This window comes from Thioprofundum lithotrophicum (genome assembly GCF_055387065.1).
Window position 1 is genome coordinate 2,454,213 of sequence record NZ_AP042379.1, and the last position, 23,538, is coordinate 2,477,750.

Annotated in this window: 26 protein-coding genes and 1 other RNA gene; 19 read left to right on the plus strand and 8 right to left on the minus strand. The window is 66.3% G+C overall.

Annotation, left to right across the window (positions count from 1 at the left end; translation table 11 throughout):
- Nucleotides 1-10: 10 nt before the first annotated feature.
- Nucleotides 11-1,717, minus strand: coding sequence for a SulP family inorganic anion transporter (locus ACZ5BH_RS11700; RefSeq protein ID WP_464889441.1), 1,707 nt, complete (start codon nucleotides 1,715-1,717; stop codon nucleotides 11-13).
- Nucleotides 1,718-2,000: 283 nt separating this feature from the next.
- On the opposite strand from ACZ5BH_RS11700, the gene modA reads away from it, so the two are divergent.
- From modA to modC, 3 genes are read left to right on the plus strand one after another with little or no spacing between them, the layout of a single operon-like run.
- Complete coding sequence (modA, locus tag ACZ5BH_RS11705) at nucleotides 2,001-2,681, plus strand: molybdate ABC transporter substrate-binding protein (RefSeq protein ID WP_464889442.1); 681 nt, start codon at nucleotides 2,001-2,003, stop codon at nucleotides 2,679-2,681.
- 2 nt (nucleotides 2,682-2,683) lie between these two features.
- The gene (gene modB, locus ACZ5BH_RS11710; protein ID WP_464889443.1) at nucleotides 2,684-3,355 is read left to right on the plus strand and encodes a molybdate ABC transporter permease subunit; all 672 of its coding nucleotides are present in this window, start codon (nucleotides 2,684-2,686) and stop codon (nucleotides 3,353-3,355) included.
- The gene (gene modC, locus ACZ5BH_RS11715) at nucleotides 3,352-4,419 is read left to right on the plus strand and encodes a molybdenum ABC transporter ATP-binding protein (RefSeq protein ID WP_464889444.1); all 1,068 of its coding nucleotides are present in this window, start codon (nucleotides 3,352-3,354) and stop codon (nucleotides 4,417-4,419) included. The genes modB and modC overlap by 4 nt, the downstream gene beginning before the upstream one ends.
- Before the next feature lie 86 nt (nucleotides 4,420-4,505).
- Here the strand turns inward: modC and ACZ5BH_RS11720 are convergent, their stop codons facing one another.
- A complete protein-coding gene (locus tag ACZ5BH_RS11720; RefSeq protein WP_464889445.1) occupies nucleotides 4,506-6,374 on the minus strand; it encodes a TIGR00341 family protein in 1,869 nt (622 codons plus the stop codon).
- A gap of 111 nt (nucleotides 6,375-6,485) precedes the next feature.
- Between ACZ5BH_RS11720 and ACZ5BH_RS11725 the strand changes: the two genes are divergently transcribed.
- Nucleotides 6,486-6,767, plus strand: a complete 282-nt coding sequence (locus ACZ5BH_RS11725) for a polyhydroxyalkanoic acid system family protein (protein ID WP_464889446.1) — start codon at nucleotides 6,486-6,488, stop codon at nucleotides 6,765-6,767.
- Between the two features lie 4 nt (nucleotides 6,768-6,771).
- On the opposite strand, the gene ACZ5BH_RS11730 is transcribed toward ACZ5BH_RS11725, so the two are convergent.
- Nucleotides 6,772-6,978 (minus strand): zinc ribbon domain-containing protein, encoded by a 207-nt coding sequence (locus ACZ5BH_RS11730; RefSeq protein WP_464889447.1) that lies wholly within the window; start codon nucleotides 6,976-6,978, stop codon nucleotides 6,772-6,774.
- Nucleotides 6,979-7,103: 125 nt separating this feature from the next.
- On the opposite strand from ACZ5BH_RS11730, the gene ffs reads away from it, so the two are divergent.
- The 4 genes from ffs to recR all read left to right on the plus strand — a co-directional run bounded on the left by ffs (nucleotide 7,104) and on the right by recR (nucleotide 9,959).
- Nucleotides 7,104-7,200, plus strand: an RNA gene (gene ffs, locus ACZ5BH_RS11735) — signal recognition particle sRNA small type.
- A gap of 186 nt (nucleotides 7,201-7,386) precedes the next feature.
- On the plus strand, nucleotides 7,387-8,985 hold the full coding sequence (gene dnaX, locus ACZ5BH_RS11740) for a DNA polymerase III subunit gamma/tau (protein WP_464889448.1): 1,599 nt from the start codon (nucleotides 7,387-7,389) through the stop codon (nucleotides 8,983-8,985).
- 51 nt (nucleotides 8,986-9,036) lie between these two features.
- A complete protein-coding gene (locus ACZ5BH_RS11745) occupies nucleotides 9,037-9,357 on the plus strand; it encodes a YbaB/EbfC family nucleoid-associated protein (protein WP_464889449.1) in 321 nt (106 codons plus the stop codon).
- 5 nt (nucleotides 9,358-9,362) lie between these two features.
- The gene (gene recR, locus ACZ5BH_RS11750) at nucleotides 9,363-9,959 is read left to right on the plus strand and encodes a recombination mediator RecR (RefSeq protein ID WP_464889450.1); all 597 of its coding nucleotides are present in this window, start codon (nucleotides 9,363-9,365) and stop codon (nucleotides 9,957-9,959) included.
- 51 nt (nucleotides 9,960-10,010) lie between these two features.
- Here the strand turns inward: recR and ACZ5BH_RS11755 are convergent, their stop codons facing one another.
- On the minus strand, nucleotides 10,011-11,498 hold the full coding sequence (locus ACZ5BH_RS11755; RefSeq protein WP_464889451.1) for an HDOD domain-containing protein: 1,488 nt from the start codon (nucleotides 11,496-11,498) through the stop codon (nucleotides 10,011-10,013).
- A 188-nt stretch (nucleotides 11,499-11,686) separates the two neighbouring features.
- On the opposite strand from ACZ5BH_RS11755, the gene motA reads away from it, so the two are divergent.
- Both motA and motB read left to right on the plus strand, forming a co-directional pair.
- The gene (gene motA, locus ACZ5BH_RS11760) at nucleotides 11,687-12,544 is read left to right on the plus strand and encodes a flagellar motor stator protein MotA (protein WP_464889452.1); all 858 of its coding nucleotides are present in this window, start codon (nucleotides 11,687-11,689) and stop codon (nucleotides 12,542-12,544) included.
- A gap of 29 nt (nucleotides 12,545-12,573) precedes the next feature.
- Nucleotides 12,574-13,530, plus strand: coding sequence for a flagellar motor protein MotB (gene motB, locus ACZ5BH_RS11765; protein ID WP_464889453.1), 957 nt, complete (start codon nucleotides 12,574-12,576; stop codon nucleotides 13,528-13,530).
- Between the two features lie 402 nt (nucleotides 13,531-13,932).
- On the opposite strand, the gene rsgA is transcribed toward motB, so the two are convergent.
- Genes rsgA through ACZ5BH_RS11785 form a run of 4 tightly spaced genes read right to left on the minus strand, consistent with a single transcriptional unit; the run spans nucleotide 13,933 to nucleotide 16,798 of the window.
- A complete protein-coding gene (gene rsgA / locus ACZ5BH_RS11770) occupies nucleotides 13,933-14,877 on the minus strand; it encodes a small ribosomal subunit biogenesis GTPase RsgA (protein WP_464889454.1) in 945 nt (314 codons plus the stop codon).
- Between the two features lie 5 nt (nucleotides 14,878-14,882).
- A complete protein-coding gene (locus ACZ5BH_RS11775; RefSeq protein WP_464889455.1) occupies nucleotides 14,883-15,215 on the minus strand; it encodes a 4a-hydroxytetrahydrobiopterin dehydratase in 333 nt (110 codons plus the stop codon).
- Entirely contained in the window at nucleotides 15,212-15,520 is a 309-nt protein-coding gene (locus ACZ5BH_RS11780; protein WP_464889456.1) for a c-type cytochrome, read from the minus strand. The genes ACZ5BH_RS11775 and ACZ5BH_RS11780 overlap by 4 nt, the downstream gene beginning before the upstream one ends.
- A 15-nt stretch (nucleotides 15,521-15,535) precedes the next feature.
- Nucleotides 15,536-16,798, minus strand: a complete 1,263-nt coding sequence (locus ACZ5BH_RS11785) for a M48 family metallopeptidase (protein ID WP_464889457.1) — start codon at nucleotides 16,796-16,798, stop codon at nucleotides 15,536-15,538.
- A 103-nt stretch (nucleotides 16,799-16,901) separates the two neighbouring features.
- Here ACZ5BH_RS11785 and orn point away from each other — a divergent pair, with 103 nt between their 5' ends.
- From orn to flhB, 9 genes are all read left to right on the plus strand, one after another.
- Nucleotides 16,902-17,453: an oligoribonuclease gene (orn, locus tag ACZ5BH_RS11790; RefSeq protein WP_464889458.1), complete on the plus strand. Its 552-nt coding sequence runs from the start codon at nucleotides 16,902-16,904 to the stop codon at nucleotides 17,451-17,453.
- Nucleotides 17,454-17,934: 481 nt separating this feature from the next.
- A complete protein-coding gene (locus tag ACZ5BH_RS11795) occupies nucleotides 17,935-18,447 on the plus strand; it encodes a flagellar basal body-associated FliL family protein (protein WP_464889459.1) in 513 nt (170 codons plus the stop codon).
- Between the two features lie 9 nt (nucleotides 18,448-18,456).
- On the plus strand, nucleotides 18,457-19,470 hold the full coding sequence (fliM, locus tag ACZ5BH_RS11800; protein WP_464889460.1) for a flagellar motor switch protein FliM: 1,014 nt from the start codon (nucleotides 18,457-18,459) through the stop codon (nucleotides 19,468-19,470).
- Nucleotides 19,471-19,492: 22 nt separating this feature from the next.
- Entirely contained in the window at nucleotides 19,493-19,936 is a 444-nt protein-coding gene (fliN, locus tag ACZ5BH_RS11805; RefSeq protein ID WP_464889461.1) for a flagellar motor switch protein FliN, read from the plus strand.
- A 4-nt stretch (nucleotides 19,937-19,940) separates the two neighbouring features.
- A complete protein-coding gene (gene fliO, locus ACZ5BH_RS11810) occupies nucleotides 19,941-20,375 on the plus strand; it encodes a flagellar biosynthetic protein FliO (protein WP_464889462.1) in 435 nt (144 codons plus the stop codon).
- Nucleotides 20,372-21,109: a flagellar type III secretion system pore protein FliP gene (gene fliP / locus ACZ5BH_RS11815; protein ID WP_464889463.1), complete on the plus strand. Its 738-nt coding sequence runs from the start codon at nucleotides 20,372-20,374 to the stop codon at nucleotides 21,107-21,109. The genes fliO and fliP overlap by 4 nt, the downstream gene beginning before the upstream one ends.
- A 204-nt stretch (nucleotides 21,110-21,313) precedes the next feature.
- Nucleotides 21,314-21,583 carry a flagellar biosynthesis protein FliQ gene (gene fliQ / locus ACZ5BH_RS11820; protein WP_464889464.1) on the plus strand — a complete coding sequence of 90 codons (270 nt, stop codon included), beginning with the start codon at nucleotides 21,314-21,316 and terminating at the stop codon, nucleotides 21,581-21,583.
- Between the two features lie 3 nt (nucleotides 21,584-21,586).
- Nucleotides 21,587-22,366 (plus strand): flagellar biosynthetic protein FliR, encoded by a 780-nt coding sequence (gene fliR, locus ACZ5BH_RS11825; protein WP_464889465.1) that lies wholly within the window; start codon nucleotides 21,587-21,589, stop codon nucleotides 22,364-22,366.
- A gap of 1 nt (nucleotide 22,367) precedes the next feature.
- Nucleotides 22,368-23,495, plus strand: a complete 1,128-nt coding sequence (gene flhB / locus ACZ5BH_RS11830; RefSeq protein WP_464889466.1) for a flagellar biosynthesis protein FlhB — start codon at nucleotides 22,368-22,370, stop codon at nucleotides 23,493-23,495.
- The last annotated feature ends 43 nt before the right edge of the window (nucleotides 23,496-23,538 follow it).

The following is a 23,538-nucleotide window of genomic DNA, read 5'->3' on the forward strand; positions in this document are numbered from 1 at the left end:
GGTGCGCCGATCAGGCTCGGGCCTTCTCTGCCGCTGCCGGCTGCGCGGCACAGGCTTCGGGATCGAGGCCCAGTTGCCGGGCGGCCTGGCAGAGGGCCGATTCCCGGGTATCGAAGCGGTTTTCCGGCGGCACCTGGGCGAGGATCTGCTGTTTTTCCAGGAAGGCGCGGACCCGGGGCTGCATGCCCACGAGGAAGACGGTGCGCCCGGCGTTGCGGGCGTCGTTGATCATGTCTTCCAGGGCGCGCGAGGAGGTGAAGTCCACCGCCGGCACGTCGGTCAGATCCAGCAGCAGGATGTCGTATTCGTCGAAAGCGGCCAGTTGGCGCACCATCCCCTTGGCGGCGCCGAAGCTCAGGGGGCCGGCCATGTGATAGAGCAGGATTCGGCCCCGGGCCTGTTCCAGAATTGCCGCTTCACGGGGCGAGAGCGGGGCTTCGGGATGAGGTTCGGTCATGGCCTGGATGCTCTGCAACTGCAGATCGGCCATGCGCTTGAGGAACAGGAAGCTGGCCATGATCATGCCGACCGCAACGGCGGTGATGAGATCCACGAATACCGTGATGAAGAAGACGGTGAACATGATGACGACACCGCCGCGCGGGGCGGTGCGCAGGCGGCGCAGGTAGTCCCAGTCGATGATGTCGGTGCCCACCTTGATCAGGATCCCGGCCAGCACGGCATTGGGAATGAAGCGGGCATAGCGCCCGGCGCCAAGGACCACCGCCAGCAGGATGAGGGCATGCAGGGCGCCCGAGAGAGGCGTCTGGCCCCCGGCGCGAACGTTGACCACGGTGCGCATGGTGGCGCCGGCGCCCGGCAGCCCTCCAAACAGGCCGGCGATGGTATTGCCGATCCCCTGGCCGATGAGTTCCCGGTCCGAATCGTGGTGGGTGTGGGTGATGTTGTCGGCCACCAGCGAGGTGAGCAGGGAGTCGATGGTGCCGAGCAGGGCCAGCACCAGCGCAGACTTGATCATGCCCACGATGAGGTGCCAGTCACTGACGAAAGTCGGCCAGTGGGGCTGGGGCAGGCCGGAGGGCACGTCGCCGAGGATCGGCGCCTGGCCACGGAAGAAGATCAGCATCAGCCCGGTGCCGACCAGCAGGGCGAGCAGGGGGGCAGGGAGAATGCGGTTGATGCGGGCCGGCAGCAGGTAAACGATGCCCAGCGAGAGCAGTCCGAGGACGGTGGCGGCGGTGTGGGGATGTGCCAGCACCGAGGGCAGATGCTCGGCCGAGGCCAGCGGCCCGCCGGCGGCCGGATGGCCCAGCAGGGGGCCGATCTGCAGCAGGATGATGATGACCCCGATGCCGCTCATGAAGCCGGATGTGACCGGATGTGGCACGAGGCTGATGAACTTGCCGAGTCGGAGCCAGCCGAAGAGGATCTGGAACAGGCCGCCGAGCATGACCACGGTAAAGGCAATGGCCGCCCCCTGGGCCGGATCCTGCGGGAACATGCCCGTGTACTGGGTGAAGATGGCGGCCATGACCACGGTCATCGGACCGGTCGGGCCGGAGACCTGGGCCGGCGTGCCGCCGAACAGGGCGGCAAAGAAGCCCACGAAGATGGCGCCATACACCCCGGCGATGGGGCCGGCGCCGGAGGACACCCCGAAGGCCAGGGCCAGCGGCAGGGCCACCACGGCAGCGGTGAGACCGCCATAGATGTCGCCCCGCAGATTGCGGAAATGCAGACCGTGGATTCCGAACATCAGTTTGTCCTCCGCTGAACTGCAAGACGGAAAAGGCGGCATTATACGCTTCTTCCCGGCAGGGAGACGAGGAGTGGAAAAACCGTGCCGGTTTGCCGCAGCGAGGTCGCCGCGCCGATGGAGGAAAGGCAGGGAGTCGGGATGCGGGGCATAATACGCCGGCTTGCCCTGGAGATGTGCCGTGTCTTTATCGCGTTCGTTTATCGCCCGAATCTGCGGACTGGTTTTCGCGCTGCTCGCGTTTTCTGCCGGGCCCTTGCAGGCGGGGCAGGCGCGGGTCGCGGTGGCAGCCAATTTTCTTGGCGTGCTGCGGGATCTGGCGCCTGCCTTCAGGGCGGCCAGTGGTCATCGCCTGCGGATCAGTGCCGGCTCCACGGGCAAGCTGTATGCTCAGATACGCAACGGCGCACCGTTCGACGTGTTCCTGGCCGCCGATGCCGAGCGTCCGCGGCGGCTGGAGGCGGAAGGCTTCGCCGTGCCCGGCAGTCGCTTTACCTATGCCGAGGGAAGGCTGGTGCTGTGGTCGCCGCAGGCGGGCCGCTTTGCCGACGGGCTGGCGTGGTTGCGCCGCGGCGAATTCCGGCGCCTGGCCCTGGCCAGCCCGCGAACCGCGCCCTATGGCCGGGCGGCCCGGCAGTTCCTGAGCCGTCATGGCCTGTGGGATCGCCTGTCGCGCCGCCTGGTTCGCGGGGAGTCGGTGGCGCAGGCTTACCAGTTCGTGGCCACAGGGGCCGTGGAGGCCGGCTTCGTGGCCCTGGCCCAGCTTCGCCGGGGCTCGCCGCAGGGCGGCAGCCGCTGGCGGGTGCCGGCAGCGGATCACGCGCCCATCGTGCAGCAGGCGGTGCTTCTCAAGCGGGGTGAGCAGAATCCCGCTGCCCGCGCCTTCCTGGCCTTTTTGCGCGAGCCGGCGATCCGCAAGCGGATCACGAACGCCGGTTATGATCTGCCCGACGATCGCCTCTGAACATGGACTGGCAACCCTTCTTTCTGAGCCTGAAACTGGCGGCGGTGACCACCGTCATCCTGCTGCTTATCGGCACCCCGCTGGCCTGGTGGCTGAGCCGGACCCGGCACTGGCTGCGGGAGCCGCTCAACGCCGTTGTGGCCCTGCCCCTGGTGCTGCCGCCAACGGTGATCGGCTTCTATCTGTTGCTGCTGCTGGGAACGGAAGGGCCGGTGGGGCGGCTCACCGCCCAGCTCGGTCTTGGCACCCTGCCGTTCACCTTTCCCGGGCTGGTGGTGGCCTCGGTGTTCTATTCCCTGCCGTTCGTGGTGCAACCGTTGCAGAACGCCTTCGTGGCCATCGGCGAGCGGCCGCTGGAAGCGGCGGCCACCCTGCGCGCCGGTCCATTGGATCGGTTCTTCAGCGTGGTGGTGCCGCTGGCCCGGCCGGGTTTTCTCACCGCCGCGGTACTGGCCTTCGCCCATACCATCGGTGAATTCGGGGTGATTCTCATGATCGGGGGCAACATTCCCGGCGAGACGCGGGTGCTGTCGGTGGCCATCTACGATCACGTGGAGAATCTGGAATATGCCCAGGCCCACTGGCTCTCGGCGGTGATGATCGGCCTGGCGTTCGTGATCCTGCTGGTGCTGTACCGCATCAACGGCCGGCTCGACCCGGATCCCCGGCCATGAGCGAATCCCTGCTCGTACGCTTTCGCCTGCAGCGGGCGGACTTCTCCCTCGATGTGGATCTGGAACTGCCGGGGCAGGGGATCACGGCGGTGTTCGGGCCTTCCGGTTCGGGCAAGTCCACCCTGTTGCGTTGCATCGCCGGCCTGCAGCGGGCCGAAGGCTGCCTGCGCGTGGCCGGGGAGACCTGGCAGGCGGGCCGCGAGTTCCTGCCTACCCATCGCCGTGCCGTGGGGGTGGTGTTCCAGGAAGCCAGCCTGTTTACCCATCTTGGCGTGCGCGGCAATCTCGAATACGGCTGGCGGCGGCTGCCGGCGGCGCAGCGGCGGATCGAAATGGCCCAGGTCATCGAGTGGCTGGGGCTCGGTCCCCTGCTCGAACGCCATCCCCGCACCCTCTCCGGCGGCGAGCGTCAGCGGGTGGCCATTGCCCGGGCCCTGCTCACCAGCCCGCGGCTGCTGCTGATGGACGAACCCCTGGCGGCGCTGGATCTGCGCAGCCGGGAGAAAATTCTGGGCTATCTGGAGCGCCTGCACGAACATCTGCCGGTGCCGGTGCTCTACGTGACCCACGCGCCGGACGAAGTGGCGCGGCTGGCCGATCACCTGGTGCTGCTGGAAAACGGCCGGGTGCGGGCCTGCGGCGAGCCGGCCGAACTGCTCACCGATCCGGGCGGCCTGGCCGCGCGTCACGGCGGCGCCGCGGTTCTGCGGGGGCGGGTGCTCGTCCATGACGAAAACTGGCATCTGACCCGCATCGGCAATGACCACTGGGCCATCACCGTGCCGCGTTCGGATCTGCCGCCGGGTCACGAGGCGCGGGTGCGCGTGCAGGCCAGCGACGTGAGCCTGGCCCTGACCGCCCCCGGCGACACCAGCATTCTCAACATCCTGCCGGCCACGGTCGGGGAGGTTCGCGATCTCGACGCCGCCCAGCAGATCGTGCGCCTGCGCCTGGCCGACGGCCAGCCCCTGCTGGCCCGGATCACCCGCCTCTCCGGCGAACGGCTGGCGCTGGCGCCGGGCAAGGCGGTGTATGCCCAGATCAAGAGCGTGGCGCTGGTGTGACTGGTCCCTCGCCCCTTACCCCGACCCTCTCCCCGACGGGGAGAGGGAGCCCTTCGTTCGGGAAATGACCGCATCAGGTGAGGGGCTCACGGCCGTGGATAGAACGCCACCACTTCCAGTTCGATCGCCGCGTCGAGCCTCTGCTGCAGGCGGCGCACGAGGGCGTCGCGGTCGAAGCGCGTCTCGCGGGCGCGGGGCAGGATGAGGCGCACCCGGGCCACCGGCCCTGCCGGGGTCTGGCGCACCGCCAGCAGTTCCAGGCGCTCGCCGTGGCCCAGACTGCGCAGGCTGGCGAACTGCCGGTAGATCCGGTTTTCCTGGATGAGGACCTGGGTGGAGAAGAACAGCGGGACGGCCACGGCCAGCAGCACCAGCAGCTTGTAGAAGAAGGCCGTGCGGGCATAGCGCAGGGAGGTGAAGCCCAGCAGGTAGAAGGTGGCGCCGGCGGCGAAGACGATGCCCACCAGGTTGGTGAGAAACAGCAGGAAGGCGCCGCCGAAGAGGGTGGCGTTGCCCAGGCCGATGCCGATCCCGGCCACGCTCAGGGGCGGGATCAGGGCCACGGCGATGGCCACGCCGGCCAGGCTGCGGGCCAGTTCCTCGCGGGCATGGGCATAGGCCGCGGCGATGCCCGAGACCACGGCCACGCCCAGATCCAGCAGCGTGGGGTTGAGGCGGGCACGGATTTGATCGGTGAGGTGGGCCAGGGGCAGGCTCCAGGCGAACAGGGCCGCCAGGGCCAGCGCCATCAGCACGCCGGCCAGCAGGGTGCGGGTGCTGTGGCGCATGAGCATCGTGTCGAGCCGGATCAGGCCCATGGAGAGGGCGACCAGCGGGGCCATCAGCGGGGCGAGGATCATGGCGCCGATGATCACCGGGCCCGAATTCTGGTACAGCCCGATGGTGGCCAGCAGAGTGCTGAGGAACATCAGCACCAGATAGACGGAACCGGTGCGGGCCTGCCTGCGCAAGAGGGTGAACAGCTCGGCAAACTGCGCCTCCGGGGCGATGGGCAGCAGGGGCAGGCTGCGGCGGGTGAAGAATTCCACCGCCTCGCTGCCGGTGGGCACGGGATCGAGGCGGATGCTTTCCTTGTCTTCGGCTGTTTGCAGGTTGTCCATGGCCTGGGGGATGCGGCAGCGCGTGGGTACCGCTTCAAGCGTGATCCGTTCCACGTCGCGGGGCAGGCCGTCGATGCGGCAGGGCACCGGGCCGCCGATGGCCTCGACGACCAGCTGCGAACTCTTGACGAAACCGAGGCCGCGCGGCAGCGCCTCGCTGGCCCGCCCCCGGCGCGGACGGAACAGGCTCTGCAGCAGCGAGACGAGACTGGTGGGCGCATGCACCAGGGCGGTGACGCGGCCCTGGAGCGGCGGATCCGCAAAGCGTTCCGGATGATGGCGGGCCATCCAGGCTTCTTCGGCCGCCTCCAGGGTCAGGGCGGCCAGCTCGATGCGCTGTCCCTTGGCAGTGGTGAGCCGGAAGGCTCGCATGCGCAGGAAGAACAGGGTGCGGAAGAAGGTGCGCAGGCGCGCCAGTCCCGTCTGCCCGTGCAATTCCGGCACGCTGCCGAGGCGCACGGCATTGAGCACCGGCTGCCCGTCGGCCAGCAGCATGAAGCGGGCGGGGGCCAGATTACCGTCTTCCAGGCGCTCGAGCAGCCTGGCCGGTTCGGCCTCGAGGCCGAAGGCCTGCCGGGTCAGCGGATTGCCGGACCAGGGGAAGGGCAGAAGCACGATGGGCCGTTCCCGCGCCTGCTGCCACAGGTCGATGAAGCGGGTGTCGTCGAGCAGGCAGGTGGCCAGGGCTTCGTCGGGAAGCGACGGCAGGGTGCCCGAGAAGCGTTCGGGATTGACCGGCATGCCGTAGCGCGCCTGCAGGGCCGCCAGGATGCCGTCCACCGTCTCGGGCGGCACGTCGTCCTGGATGAACAGATGAATGGCGGGATAGGACATGCCGGATTGACGCTGCGGGCCTGGGCCTTTGGAAGGAAACCGGTTCGATGGTATGCGCTGGCCCCGGGATGTGCAAACATGTGCCGGCCAAGCGTCCGGAGTCTGCAGAACATGAGTACCATCGCCATCTCCCGTTCCCACCGGCTGTCCCGCGAGGAACTGCGCCGGCGCGTCGAGGCGCTGGCGCGCAAGCTCGAATCCGAGTTCGATGCCCGCTGCCACTGGGAGGGCGATTGCCTGCACGTGGCGCGCAGCGGAGCCAGCGGGGTGATCGAAATGGACGCGCAGTGCGTGCGCGTCAGCCTGAAACTCGGCCTGCTGCTGCGTCCCCTGCAGGGCACCATCCGGCAGACCATCGAGGAGACGCTGGATCGGGAACTGGGTGCCGGCTGAGGCGCTAGTCGTCCGTGTCGCCGTCCACCCGGTGGATCTCCGCGCCGACCACGGCGCCGGTCTGGGGATCGAGCACCAGGCGAAGGTCGAGCGGATGGCCACAGAGGGGGCATTCCTCGATCAAGTCGTCTTCGGTGGCGTTCTCCTGCAGCTCGATGTTGAAGTCCTTGCCGCAATAGGGGCAGTGCAGATCGACCTGGATGAGGGGCATGTCGTTCTCCTTGTTGAATTGACGGACAGGATACCGAAACTTCGGCACGGATGCCTGATCGGGATATCGTGCTTTCGTCCGGGCCTTGCAAGGGGTAGAATGCGGCTCGCTTTTATGGCGGCCCGCATGGGTCCCCCCGCGACGACTAGCCGTGAACCCCGCCAGGCCCGGAAGGGAGCAACGGTAGCGGTGAACTCGGGCGCCGGGGTGTGGCTGGTGCGGGTTGCCACCCTTCATGCCGTGGCGAGGGACGAGGACAGACGGTTCGGTGCCCCGTGTTCCCTTGCACCGTGTGCCGGCCATTCTTCGCCAGGGCTTTGTGCCGCTGTCTTTCCCCTCGCCTGGGCCGGGCTTATCCATTAGAATGATTTTTCCCTTTCCGAATCCCCGGCGTTCTACGCAAAATCAATGACTTATCAGGTTCTGGCGCGCAAGTGGCGGCCGCGCAACTTCGAGGAGATGGTGGGCCAGGCGCACGTGCTGCGGGCCCTGGTCAATGCCCTCGACAGTGACCGGCTGCACCATGCCTTCCTCTTCACCGGCACGCGGGGCGTGGGCAAGACCACCATTGCGCGGATCCTGGCCAAGTCGCTCAACTGCGAGCAGGGGGTGAGTTCGAAGCCCTGCGGCGAATGCGCCACCTGCCGGGAGATCGACGAAGGCCGCTTCGTGGACCTCATCGAGGTGGACGCCGCCTCCCGCACCAAGGTGGACGAGACCCGCGAGCTGCTCGACAACGTGCAGTACGCGCCCACCCGTGGCCGCTACAAGGTGTATCTCATCGACGAGGTGCACATGTTCTCCGCCTCCAGCTTCAATGCCCTGCTCAAGACCCTGGAGGAGCCGCCGCCGCACGTGAAGTTCCTGCTGGCCACCACCGATCCCCAGAAGCTGCCGGTGACCATTCTCTCCCGCTGTCTGCAGTTCAACCTGCGGCGCCTGCCGCTGGAGCAGATCCAGGGACAGTTGCAGAAGATCCTCGAGGCGGAGGGGCTGGAATACGAATCGGCCGCGCTGCGGCGCCTGGCGCGCGCCGCCGACGGCAGCATGCGCGACGGCCTGAGTCTGCTGGATCAGGCCATCGCCTTCGGTGGCGGCGCGGTGCGCGAAGCCGACGTGCAGGCCATGCTCGGCACCATCGATCAGGATGGCGTGTTGCGTCTGCTTGAGGCGCTGGCGGCGGGCGAGGGCGGGGCGGTGCTCGAGGTGGTGGCCGATCTGGCCGAACGGGCCCCCGACTTCGGCGATCTGCTGGCCGAACTCAATTCCGCGCTGCACCAGGTGGCCCTGCTGCAGCAGGTGCCCGGCGCGCTGGACGAGAGCCTGGGCGATGTGGAACGGCTGCAGGCGCTGGCCGGGCGGCTGGCGCCGGAAGAGGTACAACTGTTCTACCAGATCGGAATCACGGGGCGGCGCGATCTGCCGCTGGCCCCCGATCCGCGCAGCGGCCTGGAAATGGTGTTGCTGCGCATGCTGGCCTTCCGGCCCGACGAGGGCCCGGCGGCGGGCCGCCCGCGCCCCGCTGGCGCCGCGTCTCCGGCGGCCGTCGAGGCCACGGGCAAGGCACCGACGCCGGCGGCGACAGCGCCGGTGGCCGGCAGTGCCGCGCCCCCGACCGAGACGGGAGACTGGCACACGATCGCCGCCGCCCTCCCGGTCAAGGGGCTGCTGCGCCAGCTCGTGAACCAGTGCGTGCTGGAAGAACTGGCAGACGACCATGTGCGCCTGGCCCTGGGCCCGGCCGGCGCGCCCCTGCTCACGCGGGAGCGGGAGGCGGCGCTGGCGAAGGCGCTGAGCGAATACCTCGGCCGGCCGGTGAAGCTCACGGTGGACGTGAAGGCGACCGAGGGCGAAACGCCCGCCGCCCGCGAGGCCCGCCTGACGGCCGAGCGCCAGGCCCGCGCCGAGGAACGGATCGCAAACGATCCCAACGTCCAGTCGATTCTCGAGACCTTCGATGCCCGGGTGCGGCCGGGGTCGGTGCAGGCGGTGGACGGCAACGACTGAATGAACTCATCCGCCCGGCCCGTCCGGGTTCACCCTGTTGGAGGAGATGATATGAAAGGTGGTATTGGCAACCTGATGAAACAGGCCCAGCAGATGCAGGCCAACATGCAGAAGGCCCAGGAAGAGATGGCCCGCATCGAGGTGACCGGGCAGGCCGGCGGCGGCCTGGTCAAGGTCACCATGACCTGCCGGCACGACGTCAAGCGGGTGGAGATCGACGACAGCGTGATGGACGACAAGGAAATGCTGGAGGATCTGGTGGCGGCGGCCATGAACGATGCCGTGCGCCAGGTGGAGAAGACGGTGCAGGAGAAGATGAGCAGCCTCACCGCCGGCATGGGCCTCCCGGCCGGATTCAAGCTGCCGTTCTAGGGGCCATGACCTCGCCGCTGATCGGCCAGCTCATCGAGGCGCTGCGCTGCCTGCCGGGGGTGGGCCCCAAATCGGCCCAGCGCATGGCCTATCACCTGCTGGAGCGGGATCGCGCCGGCGCCCGGCAACTGGCCGAAGCGCTGGAGGCGGCCGCGGAACAGGTGGGCCACTGTCAGCGTTGCCGCACCCTGAGCGAGCAGGCACTGTGCGCCGTCTGCGCCAGCGAGAAGCGCGACCGCGGCCTGCTGTGCGTGGTGGAATCGCCCATCGACGTGCAGGCCATCCTCCAGGGCACCGATTATGCCGGGATGTTCTTCGTGCTCATGGGACACCTGTCGCCGTTGGACGGAATCGGCCCCGAAGCCATCGGGCTCGATCAGCTCGCCACGCTGCTCGACAGCGGCGAGATCCGCGAAGTGATCCTGGCCACCAACCCCACCGTGGAAGGCGAAGCCACGGCCCACTACATCGCCGAGATGGTCAAGCGCCGCGCCATTCCCGTCTCGCGCATCGCCCACGGCGTGCCCATGGGCGGCGAACTCGAATACGTCAACAGCAGCACCCTCGCCCAGGCCCTCGCCGGCCGGCAACCCATCGGCTGAATCCTTCCGGCCGCCGCGTCTGCCGCTGTGACGAACAGTGGCAAGGGCGGATCAACGCTCGCTGAAATCCAGCCGCGGCAGTTTGGCCAGCACTTCGCCGGCGCGCAGGCAGACGCGCTTGAAATACTGATAGCTTCGTTCGTCGATGGTGCAGGCGTTGCTGTGGCGGTCGGCATAGAACAGGCCGATGGGCCGGCCGTCGATGACCACCGACATGGCGGCGAAACTGTTCACCTGCACGAGGTCCCGGAAGGCCTCGGGCACCAGTGGCCAGAAGCGCTCGCGGGTGGTGTCATTGATCACTACCGCTTGGGTTTTGGCCATCAGGCGGGTTAGCAGGTGCGGTTCGTCCAGGGACACGATGAAGCGGCCGAAATCCGGATCGTTGTCGGCGCCGATGATCTTGGCGGCCACCAGCCGGTTTTCCTCGGCATCGTGGCGGGCGAAGACCACGCGGTTGAGGCCGATCCCGTCGTGCATGCCCTTGAGCACCAGGCTGATCACGTTGTAGGCGTGTTCCCGCAGCAGTTCGGGGCGCTGCAGGGTGGCCAGCAGGTTCTGCAGGATCCGCAACTGGGGCATGAGGCAGACTTCGGCCGTCTCGTCTTGCGCCGTCTCCACCTTCGCCTCGTCCGCGACCGGCTCAACGTGAATCAGCGGCAGGCGGGCGGCGGCCGGCACGGCCCGGTAGATCCTGCCGTCCCGAGCCACGCTCACGGCCAGCCGGTGGATGCGCCCAATCAGCTCCGGGGCATCCATGTCCAGCCATTCGGCTGCCCGCGCCTCGATTTCCCGGGTCTTCTCGCCGTACCAGTCGATGGCCGCGCCGCGGGCGAGTTGCACCGCCAGCATGATGCCGTAGGCGCGGGGGAATCGGGCGTTCTCGGGGTGCAGGGCTTCGAGCACCAGGCGGGGCAGGCGCCACAGGCGGGCGAGGCGGGCGGTGAGCTGGTCGAGGGTGAAGCCGAGTACCAGGTACTGGGCCTCTTCCGAGGAGACATGCTGTTCGTGCCGCAGCCGGTCCACCTCGTCGAGTTTCTCCGGCGCATGCAGGGAGAGAAACATTTCGCCGAGAAAATGCAGCTGGGTGGCGGCGAAGACTTCGTCGGGGGTCATGTCACGGCGCAGGCTGGCCCAGTCGGTGGCCTGGCGGGCCGCGTGGTAGGCCCGGGCGAAGGTCTTGTGCAGGCGATCCCGGCCGGCGGCATCGGGATGGTCGTCCACCACCGGAAGGCGGGCCGGCAGTTCGCTGACCTTTTCCGTGCCCAGCATCATCAGCGCCTGCTGCACCGAGGTCACGTCGGAACGCAGGGGACCCGCGGCCATGGCGTTGGTGACCCGCAAAAGGTGCACCACCAGGCCCGGATCCTTCTCCACCTCGGCCACCAGTTCGGCAATCGGGGCGTTGTCACGGGCGCAGTGGCGACGCAGGATGGCGATGGTGTCGGGCAGGACCGGCACGGCCTGCCGGCCGATGCGTTCGATCCAGGCCTCGATACCGTTTTCCGGGGCGCCGGCCTGCGTGGTTGGGGTTTGCATATCCCCCCTATCGTCCACGCGCTTCCTTCCTTTAGCTGCGAAGTGAAAAACCTGACGCCTGGCCGTGGGGCAAAAAAATTTTTGGCCAGGGGTCAAGTTTGCCGCCAGGCGAGACGATAAGAGGTCAGACCCGTTCCGTTCATCACCGCCACGGGTGATGCCGCACAACAAGGGAAGCCTGATCGCCCATGAAAGTCATAATTGGTGTCATCGTCGTTCTGGGTTGCGTGTTTGGTGGCTATGTGCTTTCGCACGGAAAACTGGCCGCGCTTTGGCAACCATTCGAACTGCTGATCATTGCCGGTGGCGCCACCGGCGCCTTCATCATCGCCAACCCGCCCACGACCATCAAGGCCGTGTTCAAGGGGCTGCCGGGGCTGCTCAAGGGCAACAAGTACAACAAGCAGACCTACATGGACCTGCTCACCCTCATGTACAACCTGTTCGCCAAGGCGCGCAAGGAAGGGCTGATGGCCCTCGAGGCCGACATCGACGAGCCGGAACAGAGCGATATTTTCAAGGAGTTCCCGAAGCTGGCCAAGAACCATCATCTGATCGAATTCATCTGCGACTACCTGCGCCTGATGGTGGGCGGCAACATGAACGCCTTCGAGCTGGAGAGCCTGATGGATCTGGAACTGGAGACCCATCATCACGAGGCGGAAAAACCCAGTCATGCGGTGACCAACACCTCGGATGGCCTGCCGGGCTTCGGTATCGTCGCGGCGGTGATGGGCGTGGTGATCACCATGGGTTACATCAGCGAGCCGCCGGAAGTGCTCGGCGCCCACGTGGGCGCGGCGCTGGTGGGCACCTTCCTCGGGATTCTCCTGGCCTACGGTTTCGCCGGGCCGATGGCCAATGCCATGGCCGAGCAGGCCGAGGAAGACAGCAAGCTGCTGGAGTGCGCCAAGATCTGCATCATGGCCACGCTCAACGGCTATACTCCGCAGATCGCCGTGGAATTCGGCCGCAAGGCCCTCTACAGCCACCTGCGGCCCAGCTTCGCCGAGCTGGAAGAGCACATCAAGAACCAGAAGAAGTGACGGCGTAGCGCGCAGGCGGGATACGGACCGTGGCAGAGGACAAGAAACAACCGATCGTCATCAAGAAGGTGGTCAAGGGGGGCGGCGGCCATCACGGCGGCTCCTGGAAGGTGGCCTATGCCGACTTCGTGACCGCCATGATGGCCTTTTTCCTGCTGCTGTGGCTGTTGGGCATCACCGACGAAATCCAGCGGGAGGGCATCTCCGACTGGTTCAAGAATCCCACCGGCATCAAGGGGCCGGGCGGGGCCAGCACCAGCCTGATCAAGCTCGGCGGCGCCAAGGACATTCCCAAGGGCCGCGGCAAGAAATCGGAACAGCACAAACCGGAAACCACGCCGATCCCCGAAAACAAGGTGCAGGTGGTGGAGATCGAGAAGGACAAGCGGCGGCTCGATCAGTTGCTGACCAAGCTGAAGGCGGCCATCGAGAGCTCCGATCAGCTGCGCAACTTCAAGGATCAGTTGTTGCTGGAGATCACCCCGGAAGGCCTGCGGGTGCAGATCGTGGACAAGGCCAACCGGCCCATGTTCGACTCCGGCAGCGACGAGCTCAAGCCCTATACCAAGGTGATCCTGCGCAAGTTGGCCCGGATCATCACCCAGGAGGTGCCGAACCGGATCAGCATCACCGGCCATACCGATGCCACTCCTTTCCCCAAGGGCTATATCGAATACGAGGATCGTTACGGCAACGACTACCGCAAGCCCTACAGCAACTGGGAACTCTCGGCGGATCGCGCCAACGCGGCCCGGCGGGAACTGCTCAAGGGCGGCATGCCGCCCGATCAGATCGGCCGCGTGGTGGGGCTGGGCTCCTCGGTGCTGTTCAACAAGGCCAACCCCCGCGATCCGGTCAACCGCCGGATCAGCATCATCATCATGAACAGGCAGGCCGAAGAAAACCTGCAGAAGAGCGAAGGCCCGAAAGCGCCGGGGGCGAAGGAAGCGCCGCCCCACGGTGGGCACGTGCCGGCGCATTCCTGAAGGGCTGTTACCGATGTGTCGCGGCTTGCGCCGCTCCTACGCGGCTGGTGGCAAACCCTGTAGGAGCGGCGCGAGCCGCGAGAGGCAGGGACGAGTGACGAGGAACGAGGGCCGAGGAAAAACGCGGATTTCGCGGTTTCAATCGTTCTGGGCAATCTGATCTGGTGTCTTGCAATCGTTCATCGCGGCGGGGCGCCGCTCCTACGCGGCTGGTGGCAAACCCTGTAGGAGCGGCGCGAGCCGCGAGAGGCAGGGACGAGTGACGAGGAACGAGGGCCGAGGAATAACGCGGATTTCGCGGTTTCAATCGTTCTGGGCAATCTGATCTGGCGTCTTGCAATCGTTCATCGCGGTGGGTGGTGTCAATCCCTGTAGGAGCGGCGCCCTCGCCGCGACCGCTTGTCATGACTGCGGATTCTCCAACGACTCCAGAATCCGCAGATAGCTTTCATATCGCCGGCGCGAGATACGGCCGTCTTCCACGGCGGCGCGCACGGCGCAGCCCGGTTCGTTGCGGTGCAGGCAGTCGCGAAAGCGGCAGGCCTCGGCCAGCGGCCGGAACTCCCGGAATCCCGTGGCGACCTGGTGGAGCTCGATGGCCCACAGGCCGAATTCGCGGATCCCGGGGGAGTCGATCACGGCCCCGTTGCCACCGGGCAGAGGATAGAGCCAGGCGGTGGTGGTGGTGTGGGTGCCCTTGCCGGTGGCTTCGGAGATGGCGCCGACCCGGGCCTTTGCATCGGGCAGGATGGCGTTGATCAGGGAGGATTTGCCCACGCCCGACTGACCGACGAAGATGCTGGTATGGCCCTCGAGGGTCCTGGCCAGGTCGGCGAGGCCGGTGGGCCGGGTGACGCTGGTTTCCACCACCGGGTAGTCGAGCGCCCGGTATTCTTCCAGCCGCGGCACGAGCCGGGCGCGACTGTCTTCATCGAGCAAATCCACCTTGTTGAGCACGATGACCGGCGGGATGCCGAGCACTTCGGCGGCCACCAGGTAGCGGTCCACCAGGCCGGGGCTGAATGCCGGTTGGGGGGCGGTGACGATCAGGATCTGATCGACGTTGGCGGCGATAATCTTCTTGCGTCCGTGTCCATCCGGACGGGCCAGTTCGGTGCGGCGGGGCAGACGTTCCTGGACGATGCAGTCGCCCCGGGCGTCCTGGCCCCAGCGCACCTCGTCGCCACAGACCAGATCCCCCAGTTTGCGGCGGCTGGTGCAGCGGTGCAGCGTGCCTTCGGCGTCCTCCACGATCAGGCGGGCACCGAAGCGGGCCACCACCCGCCCGGTTTGAAGGCTGGCGGGGGCCGGGCGGGGGGAGGCTTGTCCGCGTTTGTGTTGCCCCATGCGGATCAGGCGTCGAGGCGATCGATGCGGGCGGCGCAGATGAAATCGTTTTCGGAGAGGCCGCCGATGGCATGGGTGCTGTAGCGCACCACGCAGCGGTTGTAGCCCACTTCCAGATCGGGGTGGTGATCGCTGTGATGGGCAATCCAGGCCACGGCATTGACGAAGGCCATGGTGTGATAGTAGTCGCGGAAGTGGAAAACCCGTTCGATGGCGGTGTGATCCGCGCTCAGGGTCCATTCGGGCAGTTCGGCCAGCAGTTCGGTCGCCTGCTCCAGGTTGAAGGGCGCCGTGTCCGGCGCGATGGCGTGGCAGGGGCGATCGGCAAGGGCGGTCATGGCCGGTCTCCGAAGTGGTAGAAATCGTGATTCAGATAGTGCACGACGTCGTCGATCTGATCCGCCGGCCAGGGCATGCCCAGGCTGTCCTTGCAGCGGTTCACCTGGCGGCGCAGGCCCTCGAGGCTGTCGATGCGGCGATCCGGGCGGGTGTAGATCGCGGTGCCGTCGCCGCCCACCATGCCCGCGTGGCACTTGATGCAGTTCTCGTCGTGCAGGGACTTGCCACGAGCGAGATCGGGTGAGGCGTTCGCACCGGCGGCAAGGCCCCCGAGCAACACGATCAACAGGGTTCTTGGCAACATTCTCTCGCTCCTCGTTCAGGCCGGTTGGGGTTGTTCCTTCAGTTTACGCGACAAGTGGGCGATGCGCACCGGTGCCGGGGGGTGGGAGTCGTGAAAGGCCGAGTAGAGCGGATCGGGAGTGAGCGTGCTGGCGTTTTCCTCGTACAGTTTCACCAGGGCGCGGATCAGGGTGCGCGGATCGGCCTGGCGGGCCGCGAAATCATCGGCCTCGAATTCATGCCGGCGGCTGAATCCGGCCAGCAGGGGCGAGAGGAACACGCCGAACAGGGGGGCAACCATCATGAAGAGGATCAAGCCCATGTAGGTCGAGGGGGTGCTCACCCCGAGGCCCTGGTAGAACTCGGGCATCTGCATCAGCTGCGCCAGGAGCCACAGGCCGGCCAGGGAGAGGAGCGCCATCAGGATGATGCGCTTGCGGATGTGGTGGCGCCGGAAGTGGCCGAGTTCGTGGGCCAGGACCGCTTCCACCTCCTCGGGGCTGAGCGACTTGAGCAGGGTGTCGTAGAAGACGATCCGCTTGTTGGTGCCCAGCCCCGAGAAATAGGCGTTGCCGTGGCTGGAGCGGCGGGAGCCGTCCATCACGAAGACCCCGCTGCTGCGGAAACCGCAGCGTTCCAGCAGGCGCACGATGCGCTGGCGCAGGGCCTCGTCGTCCAGGGGCTCGAACTTGTTGAACAGGGGCGCGATGAAGGCCGGCCAGGCCCACTGCATGAGCAGGCTGAAGCCGATCCACACGGCCCACACGTAGAGCCACCAGAGCGGCCCGGCCGAGTCCATCAGCCACAGGACCAGCGCGATCAGCGGGGCGCCGATGAGCAGCGTGAGCAGGAACTGCTTGACGAGATCCGAGACGAAGGTGCCCGGCGTGGTGCGGTTGAAGCCGAATCGGGCCTCGAGCCGGAAGGTGCGATAGAGGGCGAAGGGCAGCTCCAGCAGGCTGCCGATCACCAGCACGCTCAGGATCACGCCGACGCCGGTGGCTAGGGGCGGGAGCCCCAGCCCGCGCCAGGTCTGATCCAGCCATTCCAGGCCCCCGCCGAGTGTCCACCCCAGGAGCAGGAGGCTGCCGTAGAGCAGTTCCCCCATGCCGAGGCGGGTGCGGGCCACGGTGTAGTCGGCCGCCTTGCGGTGCGCCGCCAGCGGGATCTGATCCCGGAAGGCCTCCGGCACCGCGTCGCGATGGGTCAGCACGTGCCGGATCTGGCGGCGATCCAGCCAGATCTGCAGCACCAGGGAGAGGGCCAGGGCGGCCAGGAACAGCTCGGTGATCAGGTTCATGTGGTAAGCTTCGCGTGCGTGTCGGTGGGCAGGTTAGCGGCTGCGCTTCGGCATGGCAAGAATCCCCTTTTAGAACCCCTTTGGCGGGAAAGGTTTTGTCGACATGGCGCAAAATCCCAATCACCTCATCTGGATCGACCTGGAAATGACCGGGCTCGACACCCGCAACGACGTGATCATCGAAATCGCCACGGTGGTCACCGACAGCGAGCTGAACATCGTGGCCGAAGGGCCGGTGATCGCCATTCACCAGAGCGAGGCGCGGCTGGCCGGGATGGACGAATGGAACACCCGCCAGCACGGCCAGTCGGGCCTGGTGCAGCGGGTGCGCGACAGCCGGATCGACGAGGCCGAGGCCGAGCGCCAGACCCTGGCCTTTTTGCGCCAGTACGTGCCCGCCAAGGCCTCGCCCATGTGCGGCAATTCCATCTGCCAGGATCGCCGTTTCCTGGCCCGCTGCATGCCCGATCTGGAAGACTACTTCCACTACCGCAATCTCGACGTGAGCACCATCAAGGAGCTGGCCAAACGCTGGGCGCCCGAGGTCTACAAGGGCTTCAAGAAGGACTCCAGCCACCTGGCGCTCGACGACATCAAGGATTCCATCGCCGAGCTGCGCTACTACCGGGAACACTTCTTCCGCCTGCCGGCCTGAGATGCCTGTACGCCGTTGCCCTGCCGCGACAGGATGACGGGGGGCGCATGGCTGGCCGTTCCGAATTGCCGAACGGTTTCAGCCAATGATTCAGTCTCCGGCTCGCCCTTGAGGCGGGAGAGACGTTTCGTGACGCGCCGTGAATACATCCCTGTAGGCTCGGCGGCCGCATCCCTGCGGCCGACGGTCACAAAACGTCTCCCCCGCCTCAAGGGCTCTGTGCTCTCAGAAAGCCGATGTCCCGTTGCCGGAGAGACGTCATGCGCACCGCCGCACCTCTCCAACCCGGGGGCTGTCGCGTTCCGATCCCGTCACCCCCTGCCCGCCGTCTGCTTCCCATCGCGTCAAGTCTTCGACGCCGGTCCGGTCCACCCTCGCCAAGTCCCTGATCGAAAAGCCGCTTCGCTTTTCCGGCTGGCATGGTACAGCTCTTGCATCCGAGTTCGGGAAAACCGGTTTTCCACGCGGAGCGCAAACAGGCATGGCAGACGAAGAACTCGATCTCGATACCCAGGGCGGCGGCAAGCTGACCAAGATCCTCATTCTCCTGGTGATTGTGCTGCTGCTAGCCGTCGGCGGGCTGGGCGCCTGGCTGTTTCTGGGCAAGGGCGGTGAAGAAGGCGAAGGCAAGGCGGACGCCGGTGCGCAGGCGGAGCATGCCGCAGTGGAACACGCGCCGGCCCACTATCTGCCGCTGAAGCCCGAGTTCACGGTCAATTTCGCCGACGATCGCAAGGCGGCCTATCTGCAGGTGGAGATCACCGTCATGGCCCGCAAGCCCGAGGCGCTGACGGTGGTGGAGGAGGAGATGCCGGTGATCCGCAACGACATTCTCAACCTGCTCTCCAGCAAGACCTATGACGAACTCAGCCACCGGGCCGGCAAGGAGGCCCTGGCGGCCGAGATCCTCAAGACCATTCAGGGCATCGTGCAGGCCCGCCTGCACGAGCCCGGGGTGGAAGCCGTGTACTTCACCAGTTTCGTGATGCAATAGGCCAGTCTCATGTCCGTCAACGATCTGCTTTCCCAGGACGAAATCGACGCGCTCCTGCACGGCGTCGACGAAGGCGAGGTGGAAACCGAGGGCGAGGGCTTCTCCCAGGACGGGGTGGTACGGCCCTTCGACTTCGCCAGCCACGATCGCATCGTGCGCGGGCGCATGCCCACCCTGGAGATGATCAACGAGCGATTCGCGCGCAAGATGCGGGTGGCCCTGTTCAACATGCTGCGGCGGTCCGCCGAGATTTCCGTGGGCGGCGTGCAGATGGTCAAGTTCTCCGAATACGTGCACAGCATGTTCGTGCCGACCAGCCTCAACATCGTCAAGGCCAAACCGCTGCGCGGCTCGGCCCTGTTCGTGTTCGATCCGCGGCTGGTGTTCATCCTGGTGGACAATTTCTATGGCGGCAACGGCCGCCACGCCAAGATCGAGGGGCGCGATTTCTCGCCCACCGAGCAGCGGGTCATCCACATGGTGCTGGAAGACTGTTTCCGTGAAATGGCCGATGCCTGGAAGCCGGTGCTGCCTCTCGAATTCACCTTCAGCAGCATGGAGGTCAATCCCCAGTTCGCCAACATCGTCAGTCCCAGCGAGGTGGTGGTGGTGTCCACCTTCCACATCGAGCTCGACGGCGGCGGCGGGGATCTGCACGTGACCATGCCCTATTCGATGCTCGAGCCGATCCGCGAATTGCTCGATGCCGGGATCCAGAGCGACACCAGCGAGAAGGACGAGCGCTGGAGCATTTCCCTGCGCGAGGAGGTGAAGACGGCCGAGGTGGAACTGTCCTCCACCCTGACCCGGATCACGACGACCCTGCGTGACGTGCTCAAGTGGCAGGCCGGCGATGTGCTGCCCATCGAGATGCCCGAGACCGTGATGCTCAAGGCCGAGGACGTGCCCATCCTCAAGGGCAGGTTCGGGGTCAGCAACGGCAATCTCGCCATCAAGATCACGGGCCAGGTGGAGCGGCCCAAGACCGCCAATCTGACCCTGGCCCCGGTCATCAACCAGTGACTGCCGAATCGAGGAAGCCAAGATGAGTGACGAAAACGAAAGCGACGTAATGGACGAATGGGCCGAGGCCATGGCCGAAGCCGGGGCCGCCGAGAGTGAAGGCGGGGAGACGTCTGCGGAGCAACCCCAGGCGGCCGGCGGCGACGTGGCCCAGGCCGAACTGGAGACGCTGGAAGACACCGGCACCCGTCACGACGGGGACGAGGAGATCAATCTCGACGTGATCCTCGACGTGCCGGTGACCGTCTCCATGGAGATCGGCCATACCAAGATGAACATCCGCAACCTGCTGCAGCTCAACCAGGGCTCGGTGGTGGAGCTGGACCGGCTGGCCGGCGAGCCGCTCGACGTGCTGGTCAACGGCACCCTGATCGCCCATGGGGAAGTGGTGGTGGTCAACGAGAAGTTCGGTATCCGGCTGACGGACATCATCAGTCCCTCCGAGCGAGTCCGGAAACTGGGCTAGGGCCATGCGGGGACAGGGGGGAACAGGCGGGATACTGCTGCTGCTCTGCGGCTGGGTTCAGGCCGCCGAGCCGACGCAGGTCGAGGCCCTGCGCAACGCCGGGGAGGCCGTGGGCACCGGCAGTCTGTTGCAGATGCTGGCGGGCCTTGCGGTGATCCTCGGCCTGATCCTCGGCATGGCCTGGTTCATGCGGCGGCTGGGCGGCCTGCCCGGCACCGGCGGCGGGGCCCTGAAAGTGCTGGGCGGGGTTTCGCTGGGCCAGCGGGAGCGGGTGGTGCTGCTGCAGGCCGGCGACAAGCAGTTGCTGATCGGCGTGGCGCCCGGCCAGATCCGCACCTTGCACGTGCTCGACGAACCGATCGTCACCGGCTCGCCCGAGCCGGCCGCCGGGTTCGCGGCGCGCCTCGAGGCCGTCATGAAGCGGGGCGGTGGCAAATGAAACGTGTGGTGTTGCTGGCCTTCCTCGCCTTCCTGCCGGGCCTGGCGGGGGCCGCGCCCGGCCTGACCGCCATCACCGTCACGCCCGACGGCCAGGGTGGCGAAACCTGGAGCGTGAGCATCCAGATCGTTGCCCTGATGACGGCCCTGACCCTGTTGCCGGCGCTGCTGCTGATGATGACCTCCTTCGCCCGGATCCTCATCGTGCTGTCCATCCTGCGCCAGGCCCTGGGCCTGATGCAGGCCCCCTCGTCGCAGATTCTGATCGGGTTGTCGCTGTTTCTGACCTTCTTCATCATGGCGCCGGTGTTCGACCGCATCTACAGCGAGGCGCTCACGCCCTATCTCGACGAGAAGATCAGCCTGCAGCAGGCCGCCGAACGGGCCAAGCAGCCCCTGCGCCAGTTCATGCTCGGCCAGACCCGCGAGGCGGACATCGCCATGTTCGCCCGCATCGGCAAGGAAGCGGAATACGCCACGCCGGCCGACGTGCCCTTCACCGTGCTGGTGCCGGCCTTCGTCACTTCCGAACTCAAGACGGCCTTCCAGATCGGTTTTCTGCTGTTCATTCCCTTCCTGATCATCGATCTGGTGGTGGCTTCGGTGCTCATGTCCATGGGGATGATGATGCTCTCGCCGATGATCATCTCCCTGCCGTTCAAGATCATGCTCTTCGTGCTGGTGGACGGCTGGAACCTGATCATCGGGACGCTGGCTTCCAGTTTCTACCTCTAGCCACCTGTTTTCATCTTTGATGAAAACAGGTGGCAGGGCCGAGGGACGAGTGACGAGGGACGAGGAGGGGATGACAAAAGACGTCGTTCCATGGTGCAAACATCAAGATCTGCATGAGACAAAGAAAATGACAGGAAACAACTCGAAGCCGGGGACCCGCCTTTCCTCGTCCCTCGCCACACGTCCCTCGGCCCTGCTTGCATCATGACGCCTGACAGCGTCCTCACCATTTTCCAGCAGGCTCTGCAGCTGCTGTTGCTGATGATCATGGTGGTGCTGGTCCCGGCACTGATCATCGGTCTGCTGGTGAGCATGTTCCAGGCGGCGACCCAGATCAACGAGATGACGCTGAGCTTCATTCCCAAGTTGCTGGTTACCCTGGTGACCCTCCTGCTGGCCGGGCCATGGCTGCTGCGCCTGTTGGTGGACTACACCCAGAATCTGATCCACGACATTCCCTTCCTGATTGGGTGAGCCATGGTCATCAGCGGTCCGGAAATCAATGCGCTCGTCGGCTCCTGGCTCTGGCCCCTGTTCCGGATTGGCGGCATGGTGATGACCGCGCCGGTGTTCGGCACCCGCAGCGTGCCGCCCCGGGTGCGGCTGATGCTGGCACTGGCGATCACCCTGGTGGTGGCGCCCCTGCTGCCGCCGGGCCCGCAACTGCCGCTGGGCAGCCCGCTGATGCTGTTTCTGCTGGTGCAGCAGGTTCTGATCGGCGTGCTGATGGGTTTCGCGGTGCAACTGGTGTTCGCCGCGGTGATCACCGGCGGCCACACGGTGGCCATGCAGATGGGCCTGGGCTTCTCGATGATGGTCGATCCCCAGAACGGCCAGCAGGCGCCGGTGCTCAGCCAGTTCTACGTGCTGATGATCATTCTCGTCTACCTGGCCCTCAACGGCCACCTGGTGCTGATCGAGGTGCTGGTGGACAGCTTCCGCACCCTGCCCATCGGACCGAGCGGTCTGCAGGCGGAGAGTTTTCGCCAGGTGGTGGGCTGGGGCAGCCACATCTTCGCCGGCGGGCTGGCGCTGGCCCTGCCGGCGGTGGCGTCGCTGCTGCTGGTGAATCTGGCCTTCGGGATCATGACCCGGGCGGCGCCCCAGCTCAACCTGTTCGCCATCGGCTTTCCGGTCACCATGATGATCGGTTTCGCCGTGGTGCTGATCACGCTGCCCGGCGTGATTCCCCAGGCCGGCAGCCTGTTCAACCAGATCTTCCATCTGCTGACGCGGATCCTCGCCGGGGGAGGCTGAGATGGCCGAAGACACCGGACAGGAACGCACAGAACAACCCACACAGCGACGGCGCCAGCAGGCCCGCGAGAAGGGCCAGATTGCCACGTCGCGCGAGCTCAACACCATGCTCATGATGCTGTTCGGTGGCGGGGCCCTGCTGATGCTGGGGCCCCACCTGGCCGGCCAGCTCGCGGATCTGTTTCGTGAGCACCTGGTCATGTCCCGCGAGGTCATCTTCGATCCGCTGGCCATGCTGCAGCAGTTTCGCCGGGCCCTGATCGATGCCCTGTGGATCGTGCTGCCGTTCTTCGCCGTGGTGGTGGTAGCCGCCGTGGCCGGGCCGGTTTCCATGGGCGGCTTCAACTTCAGCACCAAGGCCCTGGCCTTCAAATGGGAAAAGCTGGATCCGATCAAGGGGCTCAAGCGGGTGTTCGGCTGGCGCGGGCTGGTGGAGCTGGTCAAGGCGCTGGTCAAGTTCGCGATCATCGGCGGCGTGGCGCTGATCTACCTCCAGCACCAGTCCGAGGCCTACCTGAATCTGGGCAACGAGCCCCTGCCCGAAGGGCTGGAGCATGCCGGGCACCTGTTGCTGGTCGGCTTCCTGGTGATCTCCTCGGCACTTGTCCTCATCGCCCTGGCCGACGTGCCCTACCAGCTCTGGGAGCACACCCGGCAACTGAAGATGACCTTCCAGGAAGTGAAGGACGAGAACAAGGATACCGAAGGCAACCCGGACGTGCGCGGCCGCCTGCGTCGCCTGCAGCGGGAGATGGCCCAGCGGCGCATGATGGCCGAGGTGCCCAAGGCCGACGTGGTGGTGACCAACCCGGAACACTATGCCGTGGCCCTCAAATACGATCCGGACAGCATGGGCGCGCCGAAGGTCATCGCCAAGGGCACCGATCTCATCGCCATGCAGATCCGCACCATCGCCCGCGAACACGAGGTGCCGGTGATGGAAGCGCCACCCCTGGCCCGCGCCCTGCACCACACCACCGAAATCGATCAGGAGATCCCGGCCGCCCTGTACCTGGCCGTGGCCCAGGTGCTCGCCTACGTGTTCCAGTTGCGCCGCGCCGGCGGCAAGGCCGAGGAACGGCCGGCCTTCGTCAAGGATTTGCCGATCCCCGATGACATGCGGTTCTGATGACCAACAGGTGATGAGTCACATGCGCGATCCCAATCCGAAC

What these genes read in the sequence shown, in the direction of transcription:
- ACZ5BH_RS11785 (WP_464889457.1), bottom strand. Translation starts at nt 16,798, where the DNA reads ATGAACCTGATCACCGAGCTGTTCCTGGCCGCCCTGGCCCTCTCCCTG.
- ACZ5BH_RS11700 (WP_464889441.1), bottom strand. Translation starts at nt 1,717, where the DNA reads ATGTTCGGAATCCACGGTCTGCATTTCCGCAATCTGCGGGGCGACATC.
- ACZ5BH_RS11730 (WP_464889447.1), bottom strand. Translation starts at nt 6,978, where the DNA reads ATGCCCCTCATCCAGGTCGATCTGCACTGCCCCTATTGCGGCAAGGAC.
- ACZ5BH_RS11755 (WP_464889451.1), bottom strand. Translation starts at nt 11,498, where the DNA reads ATGCAAACCCCAACCACGCAGGCCGGCGCCCCGGAAAACGGTATCGAG.
- rsgA (WP_464889454.1), bottom strand. Translation starts at nt 14,877, where the DNA reads ATGGGGCAACACAAACGCGGACAAGCCTCCCCCCGCCCGGCCCCCGCC.
- fliM (WP_464889460.1), top strand. Translation starts at nt 18,457, where the DNA reads ATGTCCGTCAACGATCTGCTTTCCCAGGACGAAATCGACGCGCTCCTG.
- ACZ5BH_RS11745 (WP_464889449.1), top strand. Translation starts at nt 9,037, where the DNA reads ATGAAAGGTGGTATTGGCAACCTGATGAAACAGGCCCAGCAGATGCAG.
- modB (WP_464889443.1), top strand. Translation starts at nt 2,684, where the DNA reads ATGGACTGGCAACCCTTCTTTCTGAGCCTGAAACTGGCGGCGGTGACC.
- ACZ5BH_RS11795 (WP_464889459.1), top strand. Translation starts at nt 17,935, where the DNA reads ATGGCAGACGAAGAACTCGATCTCGATACCCAGGGCGGCGGCAAGCTG.
- motA (WP_464889452.1), top strand. Translation starts at nt 11,687, where the DNA reads ATGAAAGTCATAATTGGTGTCATCGTCGTTCTGGGTTGCGTGTTTGGT.
- fliR (WP_464889465.1), top strand. Translation starts at nt 21,587, where the DNA reads ATGGTCATCAGCGGTCCGGAAATCAATGCGCTCGTCGGCTCCTGGCTC.
- fliO (WP_464889462.1), top strand. Translation starts at nt 19,941, where the DNA reads ATGCGGGGACAGGGGGGAACAGGCGGGATACTGCTGCTGCTCTGCGGC.
- recR (WP_464889450.1), top strand. Translation starts at nt 9,363, where the DNA reads ATGACCTCGCCGCTGATCGGCCAGCTCATCGAGGCGCTGCGCTGCCTG.
- fliQ (WP_464889464.1), top strand. Translation starts at nt 21,314, where the DNA reads ATGACGCCTGACAGCGTCCTCACCATTTTCCAGCAGGCTCTGCAGCTG.
- flhB (WP_464889466.1), top strand. Translation starts at nt 22,368, where the DNA reads ATGGCCGAAGACACCGGACAGGAACGCACAGAACAACCCACACAGCGA.
- ACZ5BH_RS11775 (WP_464889455.1), bottom strand. Translation starts at nt 15,215, where the DNA reads ATGACCGCCCTTGCCGATCGCCCCTGCCACGCCATCGCGCCGGACACG.
- ACZ5BH_RS11780 (WP_464889456.1), bottom strand. Translation starts at nt 15,520, where the DNA reads ATGTTGCCAAGAACCCTGTTGATCGTGTTGCTCGGGGGCCTTGCCGCC.
- dnaX (WP_464889448.1), top strand. Translation starts at nt 7,387, where the DNA reads ATGACTTATCAGGTTCTGGCGCGCAAGTGGCGGCCGCGCAACTTCGAG.
- fliP (WP_464889463.1), top strand. Translation starts at nt 20,372, where the DNA reads ATGAAACGTGTGGTGTTGCTGGCCTTCCTCGCCTTCCTGCCGGGCCTG.
- fliN (WP_464889461.1), top strand. Translation starts at nt 19,493, where the DNA reads ATGAGTGACGAAAACGAAAGCGACGTAATGGACGAATGGGCCGAGGCC.
- modC (WP_464889444.1), top strand. Translation starts at nt 3,352, where the DNA reads ATGAGCGAATCCCTGCTCGTACGCTTTCGCCTGCAGCGGGCGGACTTC.
- ACZ5BH_RS11725 (WP_464889446.1), top strand. Translation starts at nt 6,486, where the DNA reads ATGAGTACCATCGCCATCTCCCGTTCCCACCGGCTGTCCCGCGAGGAA.
- ACZ5BH_RS11720 (WP_464889445.1), bottom strand. Translation starts at nt 6,374, where the DNA reads ATGTCCTATCCCGCCATTCATCTGTTCATCCAGGACGACGTGCCGCCC.
- orn (WP_464889458.1), top strand. Translation starts at nt 16,902, where the DNA reads ATGGCGCAAAATCCCAATCACCTCATCTGGATCGACCTGGAAATGACC.